The 23,611-nt window shown below is 37.2% G+C and carries 15 protein-coding genes; 3 read left to right on the forward strand and 12 right to left on the reverse strand.

Going from position 1 to position 23,611, the window contains the following annotated elements; translation table 11 throughout:
• The first annotated feature begins 58 nt into the window (after positions 1–58).
• Complete coding sequence (locus tag KO02_RS16700) at positions 59–1,234, forward strand: IS4 family transposase (protein WP_038694773.1); 1,176 nt, start codon at positions 59–61, stop codon at positions 1,232–1,234.
• An 806-nt stretch (positions 1,235–2,040) separates the two neighbouring features.
• Positions 2,041–2,430 (forward strand): hypothetical protein, encoded by a 390-nt coding sequence (locus KO02_RS16705; protein ID WP_038702878.1) that lies wholly within the window; start codon positions 2,041–2,043, stop codon positions 2,428–2,430.
• A 278-nt stretch (positions 2,431–2,708) separates the two neighbouring features.
• Here KO02_RS16705 and KO02_RS16710 read toward each other — a convergent pair whose 3' ends face one another.
• The 4 genes from KO02_RS16710 to KO02_RS16725 all read right to left on the reverse strand — a co-directional run bounded on the left by KO02_RS16710 (position 2,709) and on the right by KO02_RS16725 (position 6,413).
• On the reverse strand, positions 2,709–3,302 hold the full coding sequence (locus KO02_RS16710) for a TIGR00730 family Rossman fold protein (RefSeq protein ID WP_038700108.1): 594 nt from the start codon (positions 3,300–3,302) through the stop codon (positions 2,709–2,711).
• 157 nt (positions 3,303–3,459) lie between these two features.
• Positions 3,460–4,635: an IS4 family transposase gene (locus KO02_RS16715; protein WP_038694773.1), complete on the reverse strand. Its 1,176-nt coding sequence runs from the start codon at positions 4,633–4,635 to the stop codon at positions 3,460–3,462.
• A 337-nt stretch (positions 4,636–4,972) separates the two neighbouring features.
• Entirely contained in the window at positions 4,973–5,812 is an 840-nt protein-coding gene (locus KO02_RS16720) for a universal stress protein (RefSeq protein WP_038700110.1), read from the reverse strand.
• Between the two features lie 349 nt (positions 5,813–6,161).
• Positions 6,162–6,413 carry a hypothetical protein gene (locus KO02_RS16725; protein ID WP_038700112.1) on the reverse strand — a complete coding sequence of 84 codons (252 nt, stop codon included), beginning with the start codon at positions 6,411–6,413 and terminating at the stop codon, positions 6,162–6,164.
• 135 nt (positions 6,414–6,548) lie between these two features.
• On the opposite strand from KO02_RS16725, the gene KO02_RS16730 reads away from it, so the two are divergent.
• Positions 6,549–7,724, forward strand: coding sequence for an IS4 family transposase (locus tag KO02_RS16730; protein ID WP_038694773.1), 1,176 nt, complete (start codon positions 6,549–6,551; stop codon positions 7,722–7,724).
• A gap of 71 nt (positions 7,725–7,795) precedes the next feature.
• Here KO02_RS16730 and KO02_RS16735 read toward each other — a convergent pair whose 3' ends face one another.
• The 8 genes from KO02_RS16735 to KO02_RS16770 form a co-directional block, all read right to left on the reverse strand.
• Positions 7,796–9,502 carry a sialate O-acetylesterase gene (locus KO02_RS16735; protein WP_038702880.1) on the reverse strand — a complete coding sequence of 569 codons (1,707 nt, stop codon included), beginning with the start codon at positions 9,500–9,502 and terminating at the stop codon, positions 7,796–7,798.
• 73 nt (positions 9,503–9,575) lie between these two features.
• Entirely contained in the window at positions 9,576–11,822 is a 2,247-nt protein-coding gene (locus KO02_RS16740) for a glycosyl hydrolase family 95 catalytic domain-containing protein (RefSeq protein ID WP_051960003.1), read from the reverse strand.
• 15 nt (positions 11,823–11,837) lie between these two features.
• Positions 11,838–13,433, reverse strand: a complete 1,596-nt coding sequence (locus KO02_RS16745; RefSeq protein ID WP_038700114.1) for a solute:sodium symporter family transporter — start codon at positions 13,431–13,433, stop codon at positions 11,838–11,840.
• A gap of 24 nt (positions 13,434–13,457) precedes the next feature.
• Positions 13,458–13,766, reverse strand: coding sequence for a LacI family DNA-binding transcriptional regulator (locus tag KO02_RS16750; protein WP_051960004.1), 309 nt, complete (start codon positions 13,764–13,766; stop codon positions 13,458–13,460).
• A 165-nt stretch (positions 13,767–13,931) separates the two neighbouring features.
• A complete protein-coding gene (locus KO02_RS16755) occupies positions 13,932–16,364 on the reverse strand; it encodes a phage tail protein (protein WP_038700116.1) in 2,433 nt (810 codons plus the stop codon).
• Between the two features lie 122 nt (positions 16,365–16,486).
• Positions 16,487–19,573, reverse strand: a complete 3,087-nt coding sequence (locus KO02_RS16760; protein ID WP_038700118.1) for a hypothetical protein — start codon at positions 19,571–19,573, stop codon at positions 16,487–16,489.
• Positions 19,563–20,093, reverse strand: a complete 531-nt coding sequence (locus KO02_RS16765; RefSeq protein ID WP_038700120.1) for a hypothetical protein — start codon at positions 20,091–20,093, stop codon at positions 19,563–19,565. The genes KO02_RS16760 and KO02_RS16765 overlap by 11 nt, the downstream gene beginning before the upstream one ends.
• The gene (locus KO02_RS16770; protein WP_038700122.1) at positions 20,083–23,589 is read right to left on the reverse strand and encodes a hypothetical protein; all 3,507 of its coding nucleotides are present in this window, start codon (positions 23,587–23,589) and stop codon (positions 20,083–20,085) included. The genes KO02_RS16765 and KO02_RS16770 overlap by 11 nt, the downstream gene beginning before the upstream one ends.
• Between the last annotated feature and the right edge of the window lie 22 nt (positions 23,590–23,611).

Here is a 23,611-nt window from a genome sequence, read left to right on the forward strand (position 1 = left end):
CGGTGTTTTGCTATAGCAAAGTTGCTATATTTAAATCGTCAAATTTTAACACACCGCCATGGTAAATTTAAACGTTTTTAGTCAGATTTTATCACTTATCGACCGCGAATTATTCAAGGTTTTGGTTGCTAAGCACAAGAGTGACAAACATTGTAAAGGGATCAACAGCTGGACGCATCTTGCTAGCATGTTGTTTTGCCATTTTTCTTCTGCAGATTCAGTTCGTGATATCAGTAATGGCTTACGTAGTACGACTGGTAATTTGAACCATTTAGGTGTTGGTAGAGCACCCAGCAAGTCCAATATTTCCTATATCAACAAGCACCGCACCCATGAACTCTTTAAAGATCTGTACTTTTCGCTATTAGATAAGCTATGGCAAAAGGATACCCATTTGCGCAAAGATCTAACGCAATTAAAGCGCAAGGTTTATCTGATGGATGCCAGTATCATCCCTTTATGTTTATCTGTATTTGACTGGGCTAAATTTAGAAGCACCAAAGGTGCTGTAAAACTGCACACTGTGCTGGATTATGATGGATGTCTTCCTGTTTTCATGCAGATTACAGACGGGAAAGTTCATGAAAGCCAGCGTGCGGGTAGCTATAGTTTTTCCAAAGGAAGCGTTGTAGTGGTGGATAGAGGTTATGTGGATTACAACTGGCTCGGGGATTTGGACAGCAGAGGTTGTTATTTTGTTACCAGGAGTAAAACTAACATGAAGTACAACGTTATCAAGTCATACCAGAGTGAAGCACTCCTTGAAAAGGGAATCATTAAAGATGAGATCATTGAGCTTTCTGGTCCATCAGCAGATAGATACAACTCTAAACCATTACGCTTGATTCACTTTTGGGACAGCAGCACAGACAACCAGTACCACTTTCTGACAAATAATATCCAATGGAAGGCATCACTAGTAGCTAACATTTATAAACAGCGATGGCAGATCGAGATTTTCTTCAAGCATCTGAAGCAACGCTTAAAAATATCATCTTTTGTGGGTACTTCTGAAAATGCGGTCATGATCCAAATATGGACTTCGTTGATTGGAATATTACTGCTCAAATACCTTCAGAAGAAGGCTAAATACGATTGGAATCTGTCTAACTTGGTCGGGTTTATCAGGATGAATATATTCGTGAAAATAAATATATGGCAATGGATAGATGATCCTTTTATCAGGCCACCAGTTAAGGGTAAAAATGGACAGCTACAGATATTCTCAGACTAAAAAATAGGGTCAAAATTGAAATTATCTAAAAATAGATACTGTTTCAAGGGAAACACGCGCCTAAAATTTATTTAGGACGGAAGTGCTATTTAAGCCCTACGATACATGAATAGCTTTCGACAAGCAGAACATTCTCGAGCATTAATTTAGGAATGCCTAATTGGCTTTTTTAGAACAACAATAGACAGTATAGGTACCAGATAGGTACCAGCTTCGGCCCTTACCCACCTCTCACACATCGCTGGCACATCCCCCAAACACCCCTTCACCAAGCAATCGGTATTAAAAGGTAATTAGAAGGTGATTCTAGGATAGTAAAAACTCCGAAGCAGGTACGAATAAAGTACGAAGCAGGTACCTACAGAACATAAGCTTAGGAGCTTTTCGATGGTATCGAATATACAGGCTCGTTAACTAAAATACGACAGCGAAACAAAGTTTTCTGATAGTTTTTCATGAAGTACCTTAAAATCCATAAAAAAATATCATAATTTATTTTAATATTTACTTAATTTATGGTTTATTCTAAAGTCATAAGAGAAAATTATTTACAATGGTTAAAAAAACCGAGATTCTAGATCGTTATTGAACAATACGATATCAAGACAGATGATAGAACTGTAGATATTTAACCTACTCCTCAAAAAACTGATGTATTTTTAATAGGTTATTGCCTTGGTAATTAAAACAAAATGATCTTCAAAATTGTTGATATCCCCACAGGTCGGTATCATTTCATGATGAAAAACACCATTCTGCTTAAACTGAAATTTTGATAATGCAGGGACTACTTAAAATATATGATTATGACAAAAAAGACTAAAATCGGAATATGGATGGACCATTCGGTAGCCAATTTAATGGAGTACACAGGCAATCCTATTGTGACAAAAACAATCGAATGTAACTTTACCCATCAGGATAAGGAAGAGACTCTGAAACGGAGTGAAAGCACCATGCATAATAAGGAACAGGGGGAACTGTCAGATTATTACAAGGAAATAGCGGAAATCATCAAACAGTATGATGAAGTTCTTATTTTCGGTCCAACAGAAGCGAAAAATGAATTATATAACACACTTAAAGGAGACCATCAATATTCAGATATCAAGATTGAAATCAGAGCGGCCGATAAAATGACAGATAACCAGCAGCATGCTTTTGTGAGAGAATATTTCGAAGGGCAAAAAAGTTAATATCCTACACATTGTAAAAATATATGGGGAGTCAGACCCGATTAGGGTCACACTCCCCATACAACTGCAAATAATATTAAAATTAATACCAAAACAATTCTATTAAAAACATTTTCAATATTTAAGTCAAATGAAGTCATCTATCTTCATAGGCCAATACCAATAAATCGTCCATGGAAAGCACTTACGGCTCAGCGATACTTAAATTATATATAAAACAGTACTTATGATTCTTTTAAAGAGAAAATATTAGAGATTATTTTATCGAAAATCATGATTTAAATCTCATCTTTCTCAATCCATTTAATCAACTTAGGTGCTACATAACATTCCATCTTCTCGAGCAAATCTTCAATATTATCCGCTACCAACAGCATCTCTTGGTTCTCTTTCTTCAATAATCCTTCGGAGGTCATATGTGCAACAAACTGGATCAAATAATCGTAAAATCCATTCGTATTCAGGATTCCTACTGGCTTCTTATGCAAACCAAGCTGTCCCCAAGTTATCATTTCAAAAAGCTCTTCTAGTGTGCCGAATCCACCAGGAAGGGCGATAATACCGTCCGAATAGTCATTCATGATACGTTTACGATCATGCATAGTATCTACCGTAATTAATTCCGTAACACCAGTATGTTCCCTCTCTTTTGAATTAAGAAAGTGTGGGATTATCCCGACTACTTCACCTCCTTTTGCCAATGCTCCGTTAGCAACTGCTCCCATTAAACCTACCCGTCCACCGCCATATACCAAACGAATGCCGCGCTGTGCAAAGACATGTCCAACATGCATAGCTTGTTCTTCATAACAATTATTAATACCCAAACTTGAAGCACAAAAAACAACGATACTTTTAACCTTATCCATCATAACTAGAAATAATTCTGAACTTTTTTATTAAATACAAATATAGATTTACTTCTTTATGTTTAGATAAAATAGCACTTCCGTCCTAAATAAATTTTAGGCGCGTGTTTCCCTTGAAACAGTATCTATTTTTAGATAATTTCAATTTTGACCCTATTTTTTAGTCTGAGAATATCTGTAGCTGTCCATTTTTACCCTTAACTGGTGGCCTGATAAAAGGATCATCTATCCATTGCCATATATTTATTTTCACGAATATATTCATCCTGATAAACCCGACCAAGTTAGACAGATTCCAATCGTATTTAGCCTTCTTCTGAAGGTATTTGAGCAGTAATATTCCAATCAACGAAGTCCATATTTGGATCATGACCGCATTTTCAGAAGTACCCACAAAAGATGATATTTTTAAGCGTTGCTTCAGATGCTTGAAGAAAATCTCGATCTGCCATCGCTGTTTATAAATGTTAGCTACTAGTGATGCCTTCCATTGGATATTATTTGTCAGAAAGTGGTACTGGTTGTCTGTGCTGCTGTCCCAAAAGTGAATCAAGCGTAATGGTTTAGAGTTGTATCTATCTGCTGATGGACCAGAAAGCTCAATGATCTCATCTTTAATGATTCCCTTTTCAAGGAGTGCTTCACTCTGGTATGACTTGATAACGTTGTACTTCATGTTAGTTTTACTCCTGGTAACAAAATAACAACCTCTGCTGTCCAAATCCCCGAGCCAGTTGTAATCCACATAACCTCTATCCACCACTACAACGCTTCCTTTGGAAAAACTATAGCTACCCGCACGCTGGCTTTCATGAACTTTCCCGTCTGTAATCTGCATGAAAACAGGAAGACATCCATCATAATCCAGCACAGTGTGCAGTTTTACAGCACCTTTGGTGCTTCTAAATTTAGCCCAGTCAAATACAGATAAACATAAAGGGATGATACTGGCATCCATCAGATAAACCTTGCGCTTTAATTGCGTTAGATCTTTGCGCAAATGGGTATCCTTTTGCCATAGCTTATCTAATAGCGAAAAGTACAGATCTTTAAAGAGTTCATGGGTGCGGTGCTTGTTGATATAGGAAATATTGGACTTGCTGGGTGCTCTACCAACACCTAAATGGTTCAAATTACCAGTCGTACTACGTAAGCCATTACTGATATCACGAACTGAATCTGCAGAAGAAAAATGGCAAAACAACATGCTAGCAAGATGCGTCCAGCTGTTGATCCCTTTACAATGTTTGTCACTCTTGTGCTTAGCAACCAAAACCTTGAATAATTCGCGGTCGATAAGTGATAAAATCTGACTAAAAACGTTTAAATTTACCATGGCGGTGTGTTAAAATTTGACGATTTAAATATAGCAACTTTGCTATAGCAAAACACCGCCACTTTTTTCAACGTTTAGGACGCTACTGATAAAATAGCTTATTTAGTAACGAGCTAAGATTATCTTTTCCTATTCTTAAAACTAGTCAAATAAGCTGTAAGCCAAGTATTATATGAAAAGAAGTATTCATAGTAGCGAATATATGAAAAGCATTATACGTTTAAATTGGCCCATAAACTGAGATGAGCGCTGAAGTCAATATAACCTCATCACCATAAAGAACAGTTTATCCAAATGTAATATGTGAAAGAAATATTGACTATATAGTAAGCAACACTTAGGATATTAACATTAAAATTGGAACCTTCGTATAGACTGCCAATTTTTTTGAAGCGCGTTTTTGAAAGAAATTGGCAAAGAATCCCAATTTCCGAGGTACGGTTATCAATACATCGATATCATGATCGTGAACATAAGAACTTAGCCTTTCAACGAAATCTTCTCCATCTAAATAGGAATAGCTGGGTTCAAGACTATCTAAACTCGAATGTAAAAAAGACTGCTCTTCTACCAATTCAGCTGCTGTATGTTTACCTTCGATACTCACATTAACAACATGCCACTTTAACTTTAAAAACTCTTGCAATCGGAGAATTGCCTTAACGGGCAACCTTTCCTTCAAATGAGATAGATCTACTGCAAGAAGTGCATTTTTAAATATAGCTATTGCATCCATTTCCGGAACCAATAACAGATTATAAGCATGTGCTTGTATAAGCTCGTTAGTTGTGGTACCAATACTGTTTTTCCCTTTATCATCACTACCCCTCATCCCCACAACAACAAGTTCTATATGCTCATGTTGAGCAATTCGCCGAACACCTTCAATAACCGCCAAACTATCGTGTCGGGTTTCCACTTTTGTAAATGGAGAGACATTCAATAACTCCTGTTTTAACAGATGAAATTTGGCTTCCACATCTTCAATATCTGTGTCATCAATTAATGGAGGAGGGGGCATGAAGTCCCCGACATTGTAAAATCCGCCATTTACATACGCAAAAGAATGATACATAATCACTCTTTTGATTCCCGTCTGTTTTGCAATGATCAATAATTGATCAAAGGCGTGCCGAGCAGGAACAGAAAAATCTGTTAAATAAACAATTGTTTCCATAATATTGATGTCTTATATTCATTGTGACAATAATATACATACTACATTCAAAACAATTATACAATAGCATTAGTTTGCCAATTCGAAAAAATAATCGCATCACTTTTTATCCTGTAATAAATAGGTTTTAAAATTGACATGAATCGATTTTTATTGCTTAGGGAGAAATATGGGTTATCTATTTCAATTCGCTGAAATACTTGAACCAAGAAAACCTCCCATCTCAACGAATTGACTTTTGTCGCTATTATTGTTTTTTCAAAAAGTATGTTTAATTGAAAAATATACTACTCTTTTTAGCCCCTGACAGGAATAGTATACACTATAAATATGATTACGACAGCATCTTTTATTTTTCCAAATTCCAATTATCGGTCCGAAATGGAGAGGCTGGTAAACCGGCCTCATTGTATAAAACTAAATCGGGATTGTCGGCCCACCCATACCGTATAGCTACTGGAGCCGCTACTTCCAGCGCACTTACTATCAGTTTATTTCCTTGCTGTTTAATCTCTGCAGGGTAGAAGACTTGGTCTTTTCCAGCAACCGTAAAGCCTCCACTTTTCTTATTAAATTCTTGGAGGACTAATTTATTGCCCATAGGGTCAAAGTGAAGCTGAGCTTCATTTCCCTTTATATACCATTTCTCAGTAGCGTCCTAAACGTTGAAAAAAGTGGCGGTGTTTTGCTATAGCAAAGTTGCTATATTTAAATCGTCAAATTTTAACACACCGCCATGGTAAATTTAAACGTTTTTAGTCAGATTTTATCACTTATCGACCGCGAATTATTCAAGGTTTTGGTTGCTAAGCACAAGAGTGACAAACATTGTAAAGGGATCAACAGCTGGACGCATCTTGCTAGCATGTTGTTTTGCCATTTTTCTTCTGCAGATTCAGTTCGTGATATCAGTAATGGCTTACGTAGTACGACTGGTAATTTGAACCATTTAGGTGTTGGTAGAGCACCCAGCAAGTCCAATATTTCCTATATCAACAAGCACCGCACCCATGAACTCTTTAAAGATCTGTACTTTTCGCTATTAGATAAGCTATGGCAAAAGGATACCCATTTGCGCAAAGATCTAACGCAATTAAAGCGCAAGGTTTATCTGATGGATGCCAGTATCATCCCTTTATGTTTATCTGTATTTGACTGGGCTAAATTTAGAAGCACCAAAGGTGCTGTAAAACTGCACACTGTGCTGGATTATGATGGATGTCTTCCTGTTTTCATGCAGATTACAGACGGGAAAGTTCATGAAAGCCAGCGTGCGGGTAGCTATAGTTTTTCCAAAGGAAGCGTTGTAGTGGTGGATAGAGGTTATGTGGATTACAACTGGCTCGGGGATTTGGACAGCAGAGGTTGTTATTTTGTTACCAGGAGTAAAACTAACATGAAGTACAACGTTATCAAGTCATACCAGAGTGAAGCACTCCTTGAAAAGGGAATCATTAAAGATGAGATCATTGAGCTTTCTGGTCCATCAGCAGATAGATACAACTCTAAACCATTACGCTTGATTCACTTTTGGGACAGCAGCACAGACAACCAGTACCACTTTCTGACAAATAATATCCAATGGAAGGCATCACTAGTAGCTAACATTTATAAACAGCGATGGCAGATCGAGATTTTCTTCAAGCATCTGAAGCAACGCTTAAAAATATCATCTTTTGTGGGTACTTCTGAAAATGCGGTCATGATCCAAATATGGACTTCGTTGATTGGAATATTACTGCTCAAATACCTTCAGAAGAAGGCTAAATACGATTGGAATCTGTCTAACTTGGTCGGGTTTATCAGGATGAATATATTCGTGAAAATAAATATATGGCAATGGATAGATGATCCTTTTATCAGGCCACCAGTTAAGGGTAAAAATGGACAGCTACAGATATTCTCAGACTAAAAAATAGGGTCAAAATTGAAATTATCTAAAAATAGATACTGTTTCAAGGGAAACACGCGCCTAAAATTTATTTAGGACGGAAGTGACCATTTCTTTAATAATGGACCGCTATAGGGAATCTTTTTTCCATAAAGTTTATGCAAAGCAATCAAAGCCAGTCTACGACCTACTTCTTGCTTATTCTTTGGGTGAATATCCCCTGCTTCTCCAATATCTGCAATAACCGCCATTCCGGTGTTTGGCATCTGTAGCGTAGCCAGTTGCGCTTCTCTCAAACTTGCCCATGTGGAAGCTTGCGGCTGGGCAAGTTTTTCCTTGTAATTGGCCAATTGTACAAAATAAAAGGGCATATTTTCAGTTTGCCACTGCTGTCTCCAGTCTTTGATCAGCGCTGGCAATAGCTCCTTGTAAGCTGCTTCTCTATAATCTGTATTGCTTTCACCTTGATACCAGATAGCCCCTTTAATCTTGAATTCTACAAATGGTTGTACCATCGCATTAAATAACACTGTAGGTCTATTGGGGCCATCCAGTTGTATAGGCATAGGAGGTAATTGTTTCAAATCGAGAGCTACATTACATTTCCATTCCCCAACTAAAGAAAGAGTCTCGCCGTTCGGTCCCTCCAACCGAGGGTTTTCTGAACCTGCATAAATACCTCCATCACCAGCTCCATCAAATACACGAACAGCAACGCTGAGTGTTGACTGATTATTGATATTTTTTGAAATTGAATATTTCCGAATCTGATTATAACCATTGGTCTGGCCTACAAACTGCCCATTGACATAACTTATGTCATTGTCATCGACTGTTCCCAAAATCAATTTGATGTTTTTGCCAATCCAATGATCTGGTAACTTGATTTCTTTTCGAAAATAAATGACGCCATCCATACCAGGGAACAACTCTTTATCGTAATAGCTAGGGATAACAATATTGTGCCAAGAACTTACATCGATTTGTTTTGCTAACCACCCACTATGCACATCTGACTTACCTTTGTCTGCCTGCTCTACAAGAGCATTCCATTCTTCCATTTCTTGTTTATAGACTGCTTCAACATCTGAATGCTGAAGTTTATTGATAGCAGAGCTGTACTGTTCAAAAGGGGATAAAGCTTCTGCACTCATCCATGCTTCGATAATGGTACCGCCCCAAGAAGAATGTATTAACCCTACGGGTACTCCTGTTTTTTCAAAAATCTCACGTGCAAAGAAATAGGCCGTAGCCGAGAATTCTGGAATATGCTCTGGAGTGACAGCATTCCAGCCTCCTGCTTCGACTTTGGTATTTGAAGTAGGACGAGTGGATGTGGACTTCGGTATCTGTAGAATTCGAATATTGGGAAAATTGGCTGTATTTATTTCTTGTTGGTAATTTTTTATTTGCCCCCAACCAGCTAGCGGCATCTCCATATTAGATTGTCCAGAACAGAACCAAACTTCACCAATAAGGATATTATTTAACGTCAAACGATCACCGTCATCAATCGTAATTTGAAATGGTCCACCGTATGTTGGGGTTTCAAGATACACTTCCCACTGCCCCGCTGCCGAGACCTGAGTTTCGTAGCTTTTATTATTCCAACTGGTCCTAACTTTTACTCTGCCATTAGGGAAAGTACTACTACCCCAAAATTTAACTTTTTCCTTCTGCTGCAAAACCATATTATCACCCATGAATGCTGGTAACTCTACTTTGGCTTGCACCGTCGATGCTACAGCAAACCCGAGTATCAACGATAATATCATTTTTTTATAATTATTGATTTTCATTGGTTTGTTTTTTTATTAAATCATTAAAAAATATGGATACTATTTTGAAACTTAAATAGTGTCCATATAGCTTTTAAGGCTTTCTAAAAAGCTTAAGTGGTTTGTTCGCTTTCAATTGAACTTGATACACATATTTCCCTTCAACTTCTTTTAATAGCTTTGTAGCTTTAAGTGCTGTTGATGTCAATATCTGGCAGGTCTTTGTCTGCGATGAAGATATCACAACGGATTCGATTTGATTATTTTCCCAAATCATGTTCTCAATGAGCACATTTCCTCTGGCCTTCAATCCCTTTACTTGCCCATCTGTCCATGCATCTGGCAACGCTGGCAATAGTTCTATTGCATGGGTATGTGACTGTACCAGCATTTCACTCACCGCTGCTACATAACCTAAGTTACCATCTATCTGAAATGGGGGATGTGCGCATAGTAGATTGGCGTAGACACCTCCTCCATTATCGTAATCAATGTCGTCACCACCAACAAGATTAATAAAATTGTTCAATATCAAATGAGCATGATTACCATCTTTTAATCTAGCCCAGAAAGCAACTTTCCATGCCATTGACCAGCCAGTGGATTCATCTCCACGTGCGCTTAAAGTTACTTTTGAAGCTCTAGCTAAGTCGGGAGTTTCCAATACTGAAATTTGACTTCCAGGATAAAGAGCAAATAAATGAGATACGTGACGGTGCTTGTCTTGCGGATCATCACGATCTGTCTCCCATTCCTGCAACTGACCCCATTTCCCAATCTTTGGTTTCAATAATGCGTCTCGTAGATTTTTAATATGCTTTCCATAGTCAAGATCGATCTTTAAAATATTGCTTGCCGCAACATAGTTGGTAAATAAATCGTAAATAATTTGATGGTCGTAACTTACGGCATCTTCCGTAGGTCCATGCTCTGGCGACCATCCCATTGGCGCAATGACAGTTCCGTCGGATCTGTGAACTAGCCTATCGTCCCAAAATTCACATATTTCTTTTAATATCGGGTAGGCAAACTTTTTTAAATAGTCCTTATCTTGAGTAAAGGCATAGTGCTCCCAAATAGCCTGGGCGTACCAAGCGCTTCCTGGCGTATTCCATGTAAAGCTTTCGCCTCCGAAAATATTATTCTCAGTACGAACTGTCCAACCTCGAACTCCGGGAAATTCTTTTTGAGTGTGCTCTTTCTTCACTTCTCGCATACTATTGATATAATCGAGATATGGCCAAGCAGACTCGCTCAAATTAGCGACTTCGGCTGGCCAATAATTCATCTGAACATTGATATTAGAATGGTAATCTGATCGCCAAGGAGGTGTATTGCTGTTATTCCATAAACCTTGCAAATTGGCCGGTAACCCTCCTTTTCGTGATGAACTAATCAGCAGATAACGACCATATTGGTAGATAAGCGACTCCATTGCTGGAAATTGTTTTTTCTTATACGCTACTAAGAGTGCCTTGGTTGTTAAATTACCTGGAAGATGCTCTTTACCAAGCTGTATCTGCACTCGTCCATAAAGTGATGTATAATCTTTTACGTGCCGATCAAGTAGTTGTTCAAAATGATATTTACCTGCTTGCTGTAAATACCTTTCATTTGCTGTTAATGGATTTTCAGTTGTTTTCCATTGTGAAGATCTAGTATTGGCATAATCTGTCGCAGCACTTAAAAGGAGTACTATTTTATTTGCTGATCGCACTTCTAGAAAGATCTCTCCATTTTCTTGCTTCATTTCTAATACTTCACCACCTTCATTCTTCACCTGTAAACGAGCAGCATACTGCATCCCATTTCCCAATCTACCATTGAAAACAAGATGTCCTGCGTCGGATGTAGTCAACTTACAATGCGCATCTTTAAGTTTGATTTTTGCATTTAATGCTTTTCTATTTTTATTGGTATACTCCATGACAATAATCTGGTCCGGGTTACTAGCAAAATAGCGCCGATTAAACTGTTGGTTATTTTGACTATAAGACACGCTATGCAAAGCTTGATCTAAGTCGAGTTTTCGGATATAGTTTGAAAAAGGTGCAGCATCATCATCTTCAAATTGGATGAATAAATCTCCAAAAGCCTGGTACTCTCCGGTTTCCTGCTCATCTCCAGTCCATAAGCTGTTCTCATTAAATTGAACATGCTCCTGATTTACTCCGCCAAAAACCATCGCTCCTATGCGACCGTTACCAATTGGATATGCCTCGGTCATCCAATCTTTCGCGGGTTGATCTGCCCAGAGATAGAAGTTTTGTCCATAAGTCCGAACATGGAATACAGATAGGAGAATAATAATTAACAGGCTAACTTTCTGTCTTTTTAACATTGTGCTGTAACAAGTTTACTGGGCCAAGCCCAGGGGTGAAAAAATAAGATATATAGACACCATCGCTATCAAAAGGATAACGGAAACGAGATGTCTTCCTTTCCAATATGCTGTACGGTCTTGTCCGGTAAATTCAAATTGAAATGTTGATTTATAATGAGGCTGTGTTATGCTACTTCCGATCCAAATAGTGGAAGCAATAATGATGAATAAAAGAGCAAATAAGTGCAAGTAATGGAGGTCGATTTCCCAAATAAACACAAGAGCAAAATAGCTAAACATATACAGAAACAATCCTGTTTGAGCCATTGCAGGAGTTACTTTTTTAGATAGAATCCCCATGATCATTATCGTGAAAATTGGCATATTAAAAAGCCCCGAAACAGTTTGCAGATAAGTATAGAAACCATCGTGCGCAAAAAGTATAAATGGTGCAATAAACATTGCGGATATCGAAATAATCAATTCAAAATATTTTCCTTTTTTCACCAATTGACGCTCACTGATGACAATATCCCTATGTTCCAAATACGGTTTGTATATATTAAAAACAAATAAACTGCCACAACTTTGTAAACCGGCAGTATAAGTTGTCATAGCGGCTCCAAAAACCAACGCTAATGAAAAACCGATAAGAATATCAGGAAAAATATGCACAATTAAATTAGGGAAAACTGATGCTGTAGGTTGAATATCTGGTAAAAGATGTATTGCTAATAGGCCTGGAAGATTGATAAGCAATGGCATAAGTAACTTAAATCCTGCAGCCAACGTCATTCCTTTTTGGGCTTCTTTCAGGTTTTTTGCACTCAATGCTTGTTGTGCAATATAGGGTTCCATACCCCAATAATAAAAGTTTATCAATAGCATTCCCGTAAAAAGTGTGGCGAATGGAACTGCATCGTGCTTACCTCCTACCGCATTTAAATGTTCTGTTTTTTGAAGAAATACGTGTTGAATGCCAGACCAGAAATCTCCTCCACCTAAATACCAAAACGCATAAAGTGGAATAGTCAAAGCAAGGAAAAATAGTCCAATACCAAGACTCATATCTGACAAAGAGATCATTTTCAAACCCCCTAATATGCTATATAAACTTCCGATAACACCTAATGTCCATACAAGAATCCATATGCTCTGCCAATAGCTAATCTGGAAATAAGTAGGAACATCAAACATCGTGGCGAGACTGATCGCTCCACCATACAAAACAGGAGGTAGTAAATTCACAATATAACCGACAAGAATAAGCACCGATACGACAAGCTTGGTTTGCCCATCAAATCTTAACGATAAGAAATCTGGAATGGTACGAAATCCGTGTTTAAAGTAAATAGGTAGTAAAAATTCTGAAACCAACAACATGGCTACAACTGAACTTACTCCCCATCCAATGACTGATAAATTATTGATATAGACGGATTCGTTTTCTCCAATAAATTGATTCGCGCTCAAATTGGTCAACAAAAGTGCAGACCCCACCATCCAGAAACTATTACTCTTACCTGCCAAAAAGAACCCAGTAAGGGTACTAGAATAATGAGTCTTAAATTTAAACATTGACCACAAAGCTACTGCAACTGTAAATAGGCAAAAACTGGCAATTATCATATCAATCCTATTTTGCTAAGTTTTTTAAAGAGACTTTCTATCTACTAATGTTGTTGGAACGATTTTTCTCACAAGTGATCTATTCAACACAAATCTTGCTGCTTCTTGGCCGATGGCTGAAAAATTAGTTGAAAAAGTCGTGATTCCTCCACTGATAATTTCCTTAATAACATCGTCATTGTGTGAAAGAATACCTAGATCTCTTCCCAATTTCCATTTTTTTTGTAAAACTTCTTTGAGCATAACGTATAACTCAGGATTGTGTATCGTAAAATAAAGTTTTCCTTTCTGTAGATCGCCAGACTTAAATTGTTTTTCAATGTGCCCATTCAATCGATGTTTATTGAGAAAATTTAAAAATGCATTTTTAATCTCAACAGGTTCAGCTATAAACGGGAAATCGACAAGTCTTCAATTTTAAATCGACTCGTCTCAAAAAAAGACAATTTAAAAGGCATTTAATAACTTATTAAATGCCTTTTAAATTTTATATAGATACTAAGAATTAACTTGTGGCATTGTAGCATCTGTATTAACTTCTATTAGCAATCCTTGTCGATAATGCATATATCGACCATCACCCAATGGGACTGCACCATTAAAACATGGATAACCCCAAACCGATATAGAGCCTCTAAAAATATTTAACGCATTTCTAAAAGCATTTTGCATATTTATACGAATTCCAGTATAAGGATGATTTTTTTGTTCATGATTAATATCTCCAGCAGTATAGTGTGATAAATCTAGCATTGCACCATTTTCCAAAGTACTCATCTTGACCCCCGTAGTATATCCAAAAAAATCATCACGAAACCTATTCATACTATCAAAGGTGAATCCATTAGTCCTTAGTTCTAGCATATCATAAAGATCATACCCGAACTCCCCTTTGAAGGGAATTATCTTACCGTCTTCAACCCAAAAGTTGCCGATTCTACCAGTATTTAAATTAAAATTTGTTGCTGTGATTTCTTCAGAAAACAGCTGTTCTACATCTATGCGCTCAGCAGATATCTTTCCCGTTGTAATTTGAGCCCCGTTTATGTAAGTCATACCATTGGTGAGTGAATAATCTCTTTTATCCTCAAAAACATTGTAAAGTACACCTAGGTTAAGGTATAAGTATCCTGTTTCTTCATCTACTCTTCGAGAAGTTTCCGACACGTCCCAGACTCCTGTTAGAGCAGTTTTAGAACACTTAGCAGATAGATAGTACGCCTTAGCTGGATCAAGTCCTTCAAATAGACCTTCAGTCATAATCCATATGTACCCTAGGCCTTCAATTTTTAATTCTCGATGAATCAGATCCCCTGAACTGATTGCTATTTTATTAGCGTCATTCTGATAATTTGGCTCAATACGAACACCATTTAATGAAAAGTTTTGTGACTTGGCACCAACACTTAGCATTAAAGTTTCAATACTTTCAGGTCTTATATTCGTTGGGTCAAAGTAACCATCCGGATCAAAAACAAGCTCTTGAAGCTCACGCATCCGCATCGCTGCAATTCGATCATTTTCATAGCTTCTTTTAGTTACCTGAGTAATTACCTCTTTATTCTCTTTTATATCCTTTTCGACCCTTTGAGCACGCGTATAAGTAACCTCTTGGCCTATCTCAGCGGTAAACACCATTCCCTGAAAAAGAACTTCAGGAAAACAAGCAGGATAGCTTACAGAGGTTACACGCAGATTATCATCTAGTCCTATAGCACTATCGATAAATGGGATGATATCACCCTCTTCAATAATAGTGTTTTTACGTTTTAGATCAAGCGGGTCAAGCGGAGCTTCGTATATCACACGAGGCACTTTGTTACTGGCCAAATATTCAGCTCGTTTAACAGCCAACTCAGCCAAAGCAGCATCTACATAACTTTGAGGCATTCGCAAGCCGATCAGAACATATTTATCACCTACTTCAGCAATAGAAACGCCTGAGGGGTAAATGTTACCATTATCATCCTTTGTCGCTTCGTAACGAATCACCTTAGTTGTATGATTGTAGGATAATATTTTAAATTGCCTATCTGTCAGCATGCCCGAACGGAATACTACATACAATTCTTGACCGTCAATTCGTTGTCCATTTAAATCAAAATCTAAATCTGTGGTGATAGTAAAGCTCAAATCGTTTATCTTATGGACAGCCTTAACCGTAGCATTTATCAATCTTGGATAAATTTCTTTATCCTCAAAAACACCCTCACGAATACCGAATACCTCGATAGCTTCAATATTTTCATCATACCCTTGCAAAGTCAATTGTTTGAATGCATATGAAGCTGGCAAGTTCTGTGTACCACCAACAGCAAACGCACGGGTAACAATCTTACTGTTTTCGACACTTACTCTTTTTATAGAATAAAGCCCGTTGTGTTGACCGTATGCAAGTGGATATGCTCTAGCTTGACCAACTGTTTTTTTTATGGAAATTGTTTTATTCTTTATCTGCCATTCACACTTACAAGCCTCTGCGATCATGTTTAAAGCTGTCAGATGATCTACTTTATCAAAGCTCACAGTAAATGGCTCAACAGGTTCAAGATCACCAACTGTCCAGCCCGAATCAACACTATTGATTGATTCGATAAACATTGACATATAAGTTTCCAAAGTATCTGAATAATCAAAAACTAAAGCGCCTTCATCTTTAATCAAGAATCGGGACAACGTATGACGTTGCCCCTGAAACTTAATATTATATTCAAATTGATGATTCCGCTTAACATCAGGCTGTTTGTTGATCGTCATAACCTCACCTTTGTAAGTGACGTAATCACCAACCTGAAGGTCTAACGGAGAAACTGTTGAAATTGTAAAAACAAGCTCATGTTCAGCCAACAGCCGCTTTGTAAAAACACCTGCAATTAATGGTAATGATGAGATCTCTTGATTATTTCTATATACTGATATTGTTAAAGACATGTCTCTGTAATTTTTATATGATACTAACAGTTTATTGTTGTCAATTAAAGACCTATTATATAAGATTTACTTATTTTTAAAGGAAAGCACTGTTATATTTCTTGTCCTATTCTCATCTAAAACTATTTTAATCTCAAAACTATGTAGCCATAATTGTCAGCATCAGCTTTACTTTTAATATTTAAGTCACCTACAGCAACATCCCCGACTATATTGACATTATTTGTTTTTTCAACTATTTCAATTGTTTTTCCATACCACTCAGGCTTTATTTTTACAATATCTTCCAGTGTTCCATGGTAATCGAGCCAAATATTAACAACTCCAGAAAGTTCAACATAACTGTAATTAGTTCTACCATTAGGGTTATCTACAGGGTTTTTATACGATCTAAAAGCAACAGCTGAATAACTATTTCCAATGTCAGGTATGATTTGAGTAGCAAATATCTTAGGATAAAACTTTCTAGAGTTGGCTAAGTGTGCTGCATGAGCCAAAACGCTTCCGATTCTATTAATAGCCATTCCTTTACTCATAAGGTAACCGCTATGTATAACTATGTTATCATTAAGCATAACACCTCTATCAGGAGGGTTTGATGGATTTTCCCAATATTCTGGCGTCAAATAAAGTTGTACTGTTGGATCAACACTCCATGGCGTTATTTTCCTAAAATCATAAGTAGTAGCACCTCCAGTAATAGGCAAAGATTTAGGAACATACATATTGCCTGTTGCTGGAGCAATTACCTGTATAACGGAATTAAAGTCATATTTAAATCTTTTATTGGCGTAAACATTCTGCATAACCACAGTATTACCATTAGATTCATATCTGTAAACTTGATTTACAGTAAATAAAACGTCCGCGCCAACTTCATTGAAATAAATATTTGCTGTATATCCTGTAGATGGCCTGCCTGATATTAATTTTTCTATCATAGATGCTAAATCAATAACTGCATAAGTTTCATTAATATCAAATACATCACATTTACCATTAAAAGTAGTACCTACTTCTTTTCTATCAGCAAAAAATTTAGTTATTGATGGCATTGTACTAGGCCACATATTTCCACCTCCTGCACTTGTATATCCTGCGATACTTCCAGTATTTAACCCATTAGATGAATATACTAAAGTTCCAGACGGCTGTCTGAAATCATAGGTAATTCCATCATTAGCTTGATTCCTACTATTTACAAGTATTTGAGTAGCACTGATGATTTTAATAATTACTATATCGATGTTATTGGCATCTTTATATATTGATCCGATATCAGCAAACCCTTTCCCGTGACCTGCTGATACAGTTAAAATATATGTTTTAAACCAACCATGATTCCCGGCTATGTGACCTCCATTAGCTGATAACGGACAAATGTCGTCTCCTTCTGATTTTATTGCTGTGAGCGATATTTCAATGTCATTAAATGACGCCAAATAGCTAGATATAAAATTAACATTAGGGTTGTTCGTAAAGCTGGTCGGCCTGAAATGTGTTATCCTTTTAACAAGCTGTCGATCCGAACTATAAGGACTACCAATAAATAAAGAGTCGCCATTAAATTTCACATTCATACCTCCACTTGCAATATCACCTTGCTCTAGAGCAGAAACACGTGTATTGAGAGAGTTCACGCCATCATTTAAAGCAGGCACCGATACAACATTGCTTTTAAAATTTCCATCAGGATCACTGTAAAAAACACCGGCTTGAACAGACTCATTATATAGGCATGTGAAATCTGATATATCTAATGACTTATTAAAGGACTGACTGCCTGAAAAATGAAAATAATTTCTAACTGTAGTTCCAGTAAATGATGATTTCCACTGGATATCAAAATAGGTTATTCTTAATCTGATCCAACCATTAATTTCCTCAATAATCTTAAATTCTGCTTTCGCTGTAGTATATTCAGCTATTGGTGTAGTATCTGCAGGAGAGGATATTACTGTTTGCCCAGTCAATAAAAGAGATACATTTGCTCCATAAGATCTAAAACCAATGTAATTAGTAATATTACCTGTGAAAATAGATTGAAATTGAGCTTTGTTAATCCACATAGCAATAGATATAACATCAGGACGTTGTGATCCTATTGCTAGCTCAGTGTATTGATAACATGTAGCACCATTAGCAGTTAAAGTATTTGAAAAAACTCTCTTGAAATTAAGCAAGTCTTTTGTAGGGCTTGTGTCATCTGCTACAACAGTAATTTTAAATCTATTATTGGATTCAGATACATCATCAAAATACTGGGGATTAACAGTATTTTCAAATCTGTTTTGTCTCGTCACTTCGCCTTCATAAAGCAAATGATTCATTTGATTATTTAAAACAACAACTTCCTCCAATTTTGGTATTAAGCTTTCACGAATCCTGGTGGTATCTCGATTACCTTTTTCTAATACTAGAGTATTGCGAGCGTCGATATTATTAAATTTTACTGTAACCATGATTTGATTTGCACCAGAAGGGATAATAACAAGACCATTATTTGAGTTACGAGCATAAGTAGGTCTAGGTAAGCCAGTGACACTATCTATAGGTTTAATTAAAACTGTTGGCGCTGCTGAATTTCTAAATACTGTACCAGGACTGGCAGTATTACCCGAAATATACATCTCAGTTTCTCCTACAGGTAAATCCTCCCAATCTGATACGGCAAATGAATTATTTGGAGTTACTGGTCGCAACTCTCCACTTGTAGCATCTATATAGTGCCCTTCGATGACGGTAGATTTATCAAAATAATTTTCAGGTTGTTCTAAAATTTTATCATTAAATCCCTGTAAATCATCATCTATCGATTCTATTTCTTGCTTGGTTGCATAACCAGATAAATCTGGTGCAGGCAAAGGAACTTCATTAACTACTTCCCAAGTCTGAGCAAGCGCATCCCAAAACATGTCCACTTGACAACTGGGAGTAAGAACGAACGGCACACCATTATATGTCAAAGTCAAACCTTCAGCTCCTACAGTAACGGAATAACGCTTATTTACGTCGCCCATTGTTGGTAAAACATTACCAACGATCTTAACTGCATCACCTACTTTTTTACCTGCTTCGTTTGCTATTTCTTCTAATCCTACAGCTCCAGCAGAACCGTCTTTCTTTACAGCTAGTAAACCATGAACATTGGATGCTAGTTCAAGGGGTGTTTTTTCGCTTAATTCGTAATTTTTATCGTTAATTTCCATAACTAGTTTTTACTAAGATTCTTTGATTGCCATTAATTATTATATACCGTTTTAAACCATCTACTAAATATTTGAATAGATAAGGCTTCTTATTTGGATCTGTTTCAAACTTGATGGTGAATTTTGCGGAGCATTCATCGTCCAGCTCTGCATTGATAAACTCCCAGCTTGAAACGCTCTTATAACGAAGTTTAAATGCTTCGCCCCAGTCAATGATTTGAAAATCTATCGAAGCATTGATCTTGATCAATGCCAAAAAATCACGCTTTTTCTTTCTATAGTCAGCCATTGACGTCCCCTTGATCAGGAACGGAACTTCAAACTCTTGTACATCTTCAATCAGTTCTGCAGTTTCGTCATAGTCCTTACCAGGTGCGTCTGGCCATATATTAAAAAAGACCTCTTTATCTGGCGTCGGTTTTTCAAAAACAGATAGACCGCCTTCCTCTAGACAAACACCAAAGGCCGATTCGATATCTATACCATTGATTAGAACATCAGCCCCCACGTCAGTCCACATAATAACCTCCTTTTGTATTATCTTTAATTGCCTTTAATTCCGTTACAACGTTTTTCAATTCAACTACTGTAGAGGCTGTGTTTTCTTCTATAGCTTTTAAGTGGCGAACCTGAGCAACTAATTGGTCATAACTTTTCGCTTCAAATTCGAGCACTTTTTGTACAGCTAAAAGATTTTGTTTTGATACGTCGAGGTGAGCCCGAGAGATGCCTATAAACTCAGCTCCTGACTGTTCCGTCATTCGCTCAACACCTTCACTTTTTACAGATGACGAACCAGTACCACCAATCGTTCCATAGGTGCCTTCAATTATTTTTAGCGCATCTAGACCTTCTTTTACAATATCACCGTAACCCTTCTTAAAAGCGTCTATTTCATCTTGAGTTAAACCATCTTTCGAATCTTCACGAAATTTTTTGACCAACTCCTGAAGTGGTTCTTCTAGAACTGTCGCGGACATAGCGGACAATAAAGCATTTTGGATTACGTCATGGATATCATCTGCAAAGTCAGTATATAGACGTTTACCTTCCTTTAAACCCGACATAATTTTTGATGAAATACTATCAGCAGTTACACCACCAGACATCTTATCAAGAATAACCGATTGTGCTTCGTCCCACGATTCAGCTAATCCATCAATTTCATTTTTTGATTTTTGCAACTCTTCAAATAACTTTGATGTAGCTTCAGTCATTTTTTTAGAAGTATAGAGCTCCTCAAGTTGCGCATACGTGTAACCCGCTAAACCAGATTTTATATCAACAACACGTGTCTTTTTACCTATACCTAAAAAGCCGCCATGCTTTTCCGTTTTTTGACCAGTTATTTGCTCTCCTTCAGACTGAATACGTTTTAATATTGTATTAAAATCAGTTTCAGCATCAGTAGTGTGCAACTTCAAGAGTTCTTGTTGCAGCCTTATTTGCTCAACAGTCAATTCATTTATACTTTCATGTTCACGAGCGCGTTCTCGCAAAAGACGATTGTATTCAAACTCTCCAGACATTACAGTGTCTTGATATTCCTTCATTTGCTTTTCAGCAATACGAGCCGATTCTTTTGCAGCGCCGAAAAACTTTACGACACCCGATACAACTCCAGATACTGCCGATACAATTTGTCCGACAGGTCCAGCGACGCCTGCAATAGCCGAAATAGACCCGAGTATTCCACCACCACCATCAGTTTCATTTTGCTGATAATTGTTGATGCCCTTTGTCAAGTCTATGAAGCCATCTTTTATTTGAACAGTAGCACGAAGCACATTAGACACACCTTGTAGCATAGAGCCGAGCTCTTCATTAACTCGACCTATATCCTGCGCCATCTCTCCAAATGCTCCCGATAATGTCATCACACGCTCAGGCAGTCTTTCATCCAAAGATTTTGCAGCATCTTTTAGTGTCTCACGAATTTTTTTAAGCATTTCAGGAGAAACATTGATACCGCTTGCCAACATACTTTCAGCATCCTTGATTACCTTTCTTGCACCAGCATCGGTCAACTTATCAACACCATCAAACAGAGCCTTATAAGAAGATAACTTTTGGATATTAGCATCATCCAATTGATTAAGTTCTTCAACATGCTTTTGGTCAAATGCCGACAATTCTTCAGCAGTAGCTATCGAAGCCTGTCCCGCACGAGCGGTTTCAAATTCAGCGATTAAGTTCTTTCGCTTTTGATCATAGGTGACCATGAGAGCAAGCAGATCAGTGAGCTTTTGTTCCTCTATCTTTTTAGCTTCATCACTTTCTTTTTTTAGAAGTTGAACACGGTTTTCTTGACCAGCATCTCCTTTTGATGATCCAACAGCAACAATTGCATCTTCATTCGCAGATTCAAGCGATTTCATATATTCCGAAAAAGTTTCAAAACCCTTCCGCTCATCTTTGTAACGTAAATCTGCTTTCTCTTTACCTAGCTTTGATTTATAGTCCTCATAATCGGCGTATACCTGCTTTTGTTTTTCGATTTCTTTTTCGAGCTTTCCTGTATCTTGCTTATACGTCAATTCTGACTTAGCCTTTACCTCGATGGAATTGATCTCATCCATAACCGAACTATCCAATAATTCAACTGGTTTGAAACCTTTCTTTGCTTTGTTTTTTTCATTGTATGCAACAATTTTTTCATTCTCATCCGTGATGATTTTTCGGTACTTGTCAAACTTGTCTTTTAGCGCCTGCATCTCAGCATCATCAGACTCCATGCCTTTACGAGCATATTCTTTATTGACCTCATCCATTTTATCGAGAACAGATTTTCGTCCTTTTAAAACACTGTCGTATAGATTTTCTTGTGCTGTGGTAGAAGGTGTTTTTTTTGTTTTAATTTTTTGCACCTTTTCTTCAACCTTTACATACTTGATCAGGAACTCATCTGTTTTGTCTAAAATCTTCTTCTCATCATCTATCTCTTTGATTGCTTTTGCAGCTCTCAAATCGCTAAACCTACTTTTATCACCAACAGTTAACCCTTTGATTGTGCCACTGGCCAATGGTCCGCCACCAATGGTCTTATCCTGATCATCACCTTGCTTCTGGTACCTAATCTTTTCATTTTGGTTTGCATTTTGAACTTTCTGTCTTTTAAAATCTAACTCCAGACTTTTAGCTGCATTTTCTTCCATCTTTTTTTCAGCAGCACGAGCACGAGCGGACTCAAGTATAGATTTGGTCAACTCTTTGTACTGTTCGGAAGCCTGACCTGTAAGCAATATCTCACTGGTCAATTTTCCTAATGTATCAGGATATGTTTTTTGCAACTCAACAACAGCTGCTTTTCGTTGCTTAGTAGAACGGGTTACATCTTCAACTACAGTTTTTAACACCTTTAGATGTGTCAGTTCTTTAGCTGCGCCTTTAGCAGCAGCAGCCATCACGTCATTCAATGTCTCAAAATTCCGTTGCAATTGAGAAATTGTTATTTTACCTTTCATCAACTCAATGAAAAACTTAGCAATGTCCTTACCATATATCCCTATTAAGGTTATACCAACAGATATCAAAGAATTCCAACTAAATAATGACCCGACCAGATCTTTAAATGCACCCTTACCTGATTCTTTTACTTTTTCAGCTGATTTCCCTATTCCACCCAATGCTTCAGATGCCTTTTCAGCAGCTTCGGGCAATTTCCCTAAATCTTCAGGCACGACAGGAGCTTTGCTTAATTTTTCAATTTCTGATTCAATCGTTTTTATTTCTTTCCGGTACTTATCAAAAAAGGAATCATTAATTGACAATCCCAATGTGCTGTTTTCATCAGTCCACTTTGCCAGATCGGATTGAATTTGAGCAATGCGGGCACGAAGACTATTGATACGGCCTTCTGTAGCTTTACTAAGGTTCGTGAGATTTTGATTTACTTTTTTTTCAATATTTTCAATGGTACTACCAGTTCCTTCAATTGTTTTTTGAGCCATATTCATTTCAGAATCAAGCTTACTTTGGTCAATATCCCAATCAATCCCCAGTCTTAGATTTTCCATTATTATACTTTTTACGTCTTTC

The organism is Sphingobacterium sp. ML3W (assembly GCF_000747525.1).
In the GTDB taxonomy this organism is placed as follows: domain Bacteria; phylum Bacteroidota; class Bacteroidia; order Sphingobacteriales; family Sphingobacteriaceae; genus Sphingobacterium.

What these genes read in the sequence shown, in the direction of transcription:
- KO02_RS16700 (WP_038694773.1), top strand. Translation starts at nt 59, where the DNA reads ATGGTAAATTTAAACGTTTTTAGTCAGATTTTATCACTTATCGACCGC.
- KO02_RS16705 (WP_038702878.1), top strand. Translation starts at nt 2,041, where the DNA reads ATGACAAAAAAGACTAAAATCGGAATATGGATGGACCATTCGGTAGCC.
- KO02_RS16710 (WP_038700108.1), bottom strand. Translation starts at nt 3,302, where the DNA reads ATGATGGATAAGGTTAAAAGTATCGTTGTTTTTTGTGCTTCAAGTTTG.
- KO02_RS16715 (WP_038694773.1), bottom strand. Translation starts at nt 4,635, where the DNA reads ATGGTAAATTTAAACGTTTTTAGTCAGATTTTATCACTTATCGACCGC.
- KO02_RS16720 (WP_038700110.1), bottom strand. Translation starts at nt 5,812, where the DNA reads ATGGAAACAATTGTTTATTTAACAGATTTTTCTGTTCCTGCTCGGCAC.
- KO02_RS16725 (WP_038700112.1), bottom strand. Translation starts at nt 6,413, where the DNA reads ATGGGCAATAAATTAGTCCTCCAAGAATTTAATAAGAAAAGTGGAGGC.
- KO02_RS16730 (WP_038694773.1), top strand. Translation starts at nt 6,549, where the DNA reads ATGGTAAATTTAAACGTTTTTAGTCAGATTTTATCACTTATCGACCGC.
- KO02_RS16735 (WP_038702880.1), bottom strand. Translation starts at nt 9,502, where the DNA reads ATGAAAATCAATAATTATAAAAAAATGATATTATCGTTGATACTCGGG.
- KO02_RS16740 (WP_051960003.1), bottom strand. Translation starts at nt 11,822, where the DNA reads ATGTTAAAAAGACAGAAAGTTAGCCTGTTAATTATTATTCTCCTATCT.
- KO02_RS16745 (WP_038700114.1), bottom strand. Translation starts at nt 13,433, where the DNA reads ATGATAATTGCCAGTTTTTGCCTATTTACAGTTGCAGTAGCTTTGTGG.
- KO02_RS16755 (WP_038700116.1), bottom strand. Translation starts at nt 16,364, where the DNA reads ATGTCTTTAACAATATCAGTATATAGAAATAATCAAGAGATCTCATCA.
- KO02_RS16760 (WP_038700118.1), bottom strand. Translation starts at nt 19,573, where the DNA reads ATGGAAATTAACGATAAAAATTACGAATTAAGCGAAAAAACACCCCTT.
- KO02_RS16765 (WP_038700120.1), bottom strand. Translation starts at nt 20,093, where the DNA reads ATGTGGACTGACGTGGGGGCTGATGTTCTAATCAATGGTATAGATATC.
- KO02_RS16770 (WP_038700122.1), bottom strand. Translation starts at nt 23,589, where the DNA reads ATGGAAAATCTAAGACTGGGGATTGATTGGGATATTGACCAAAGTAAG.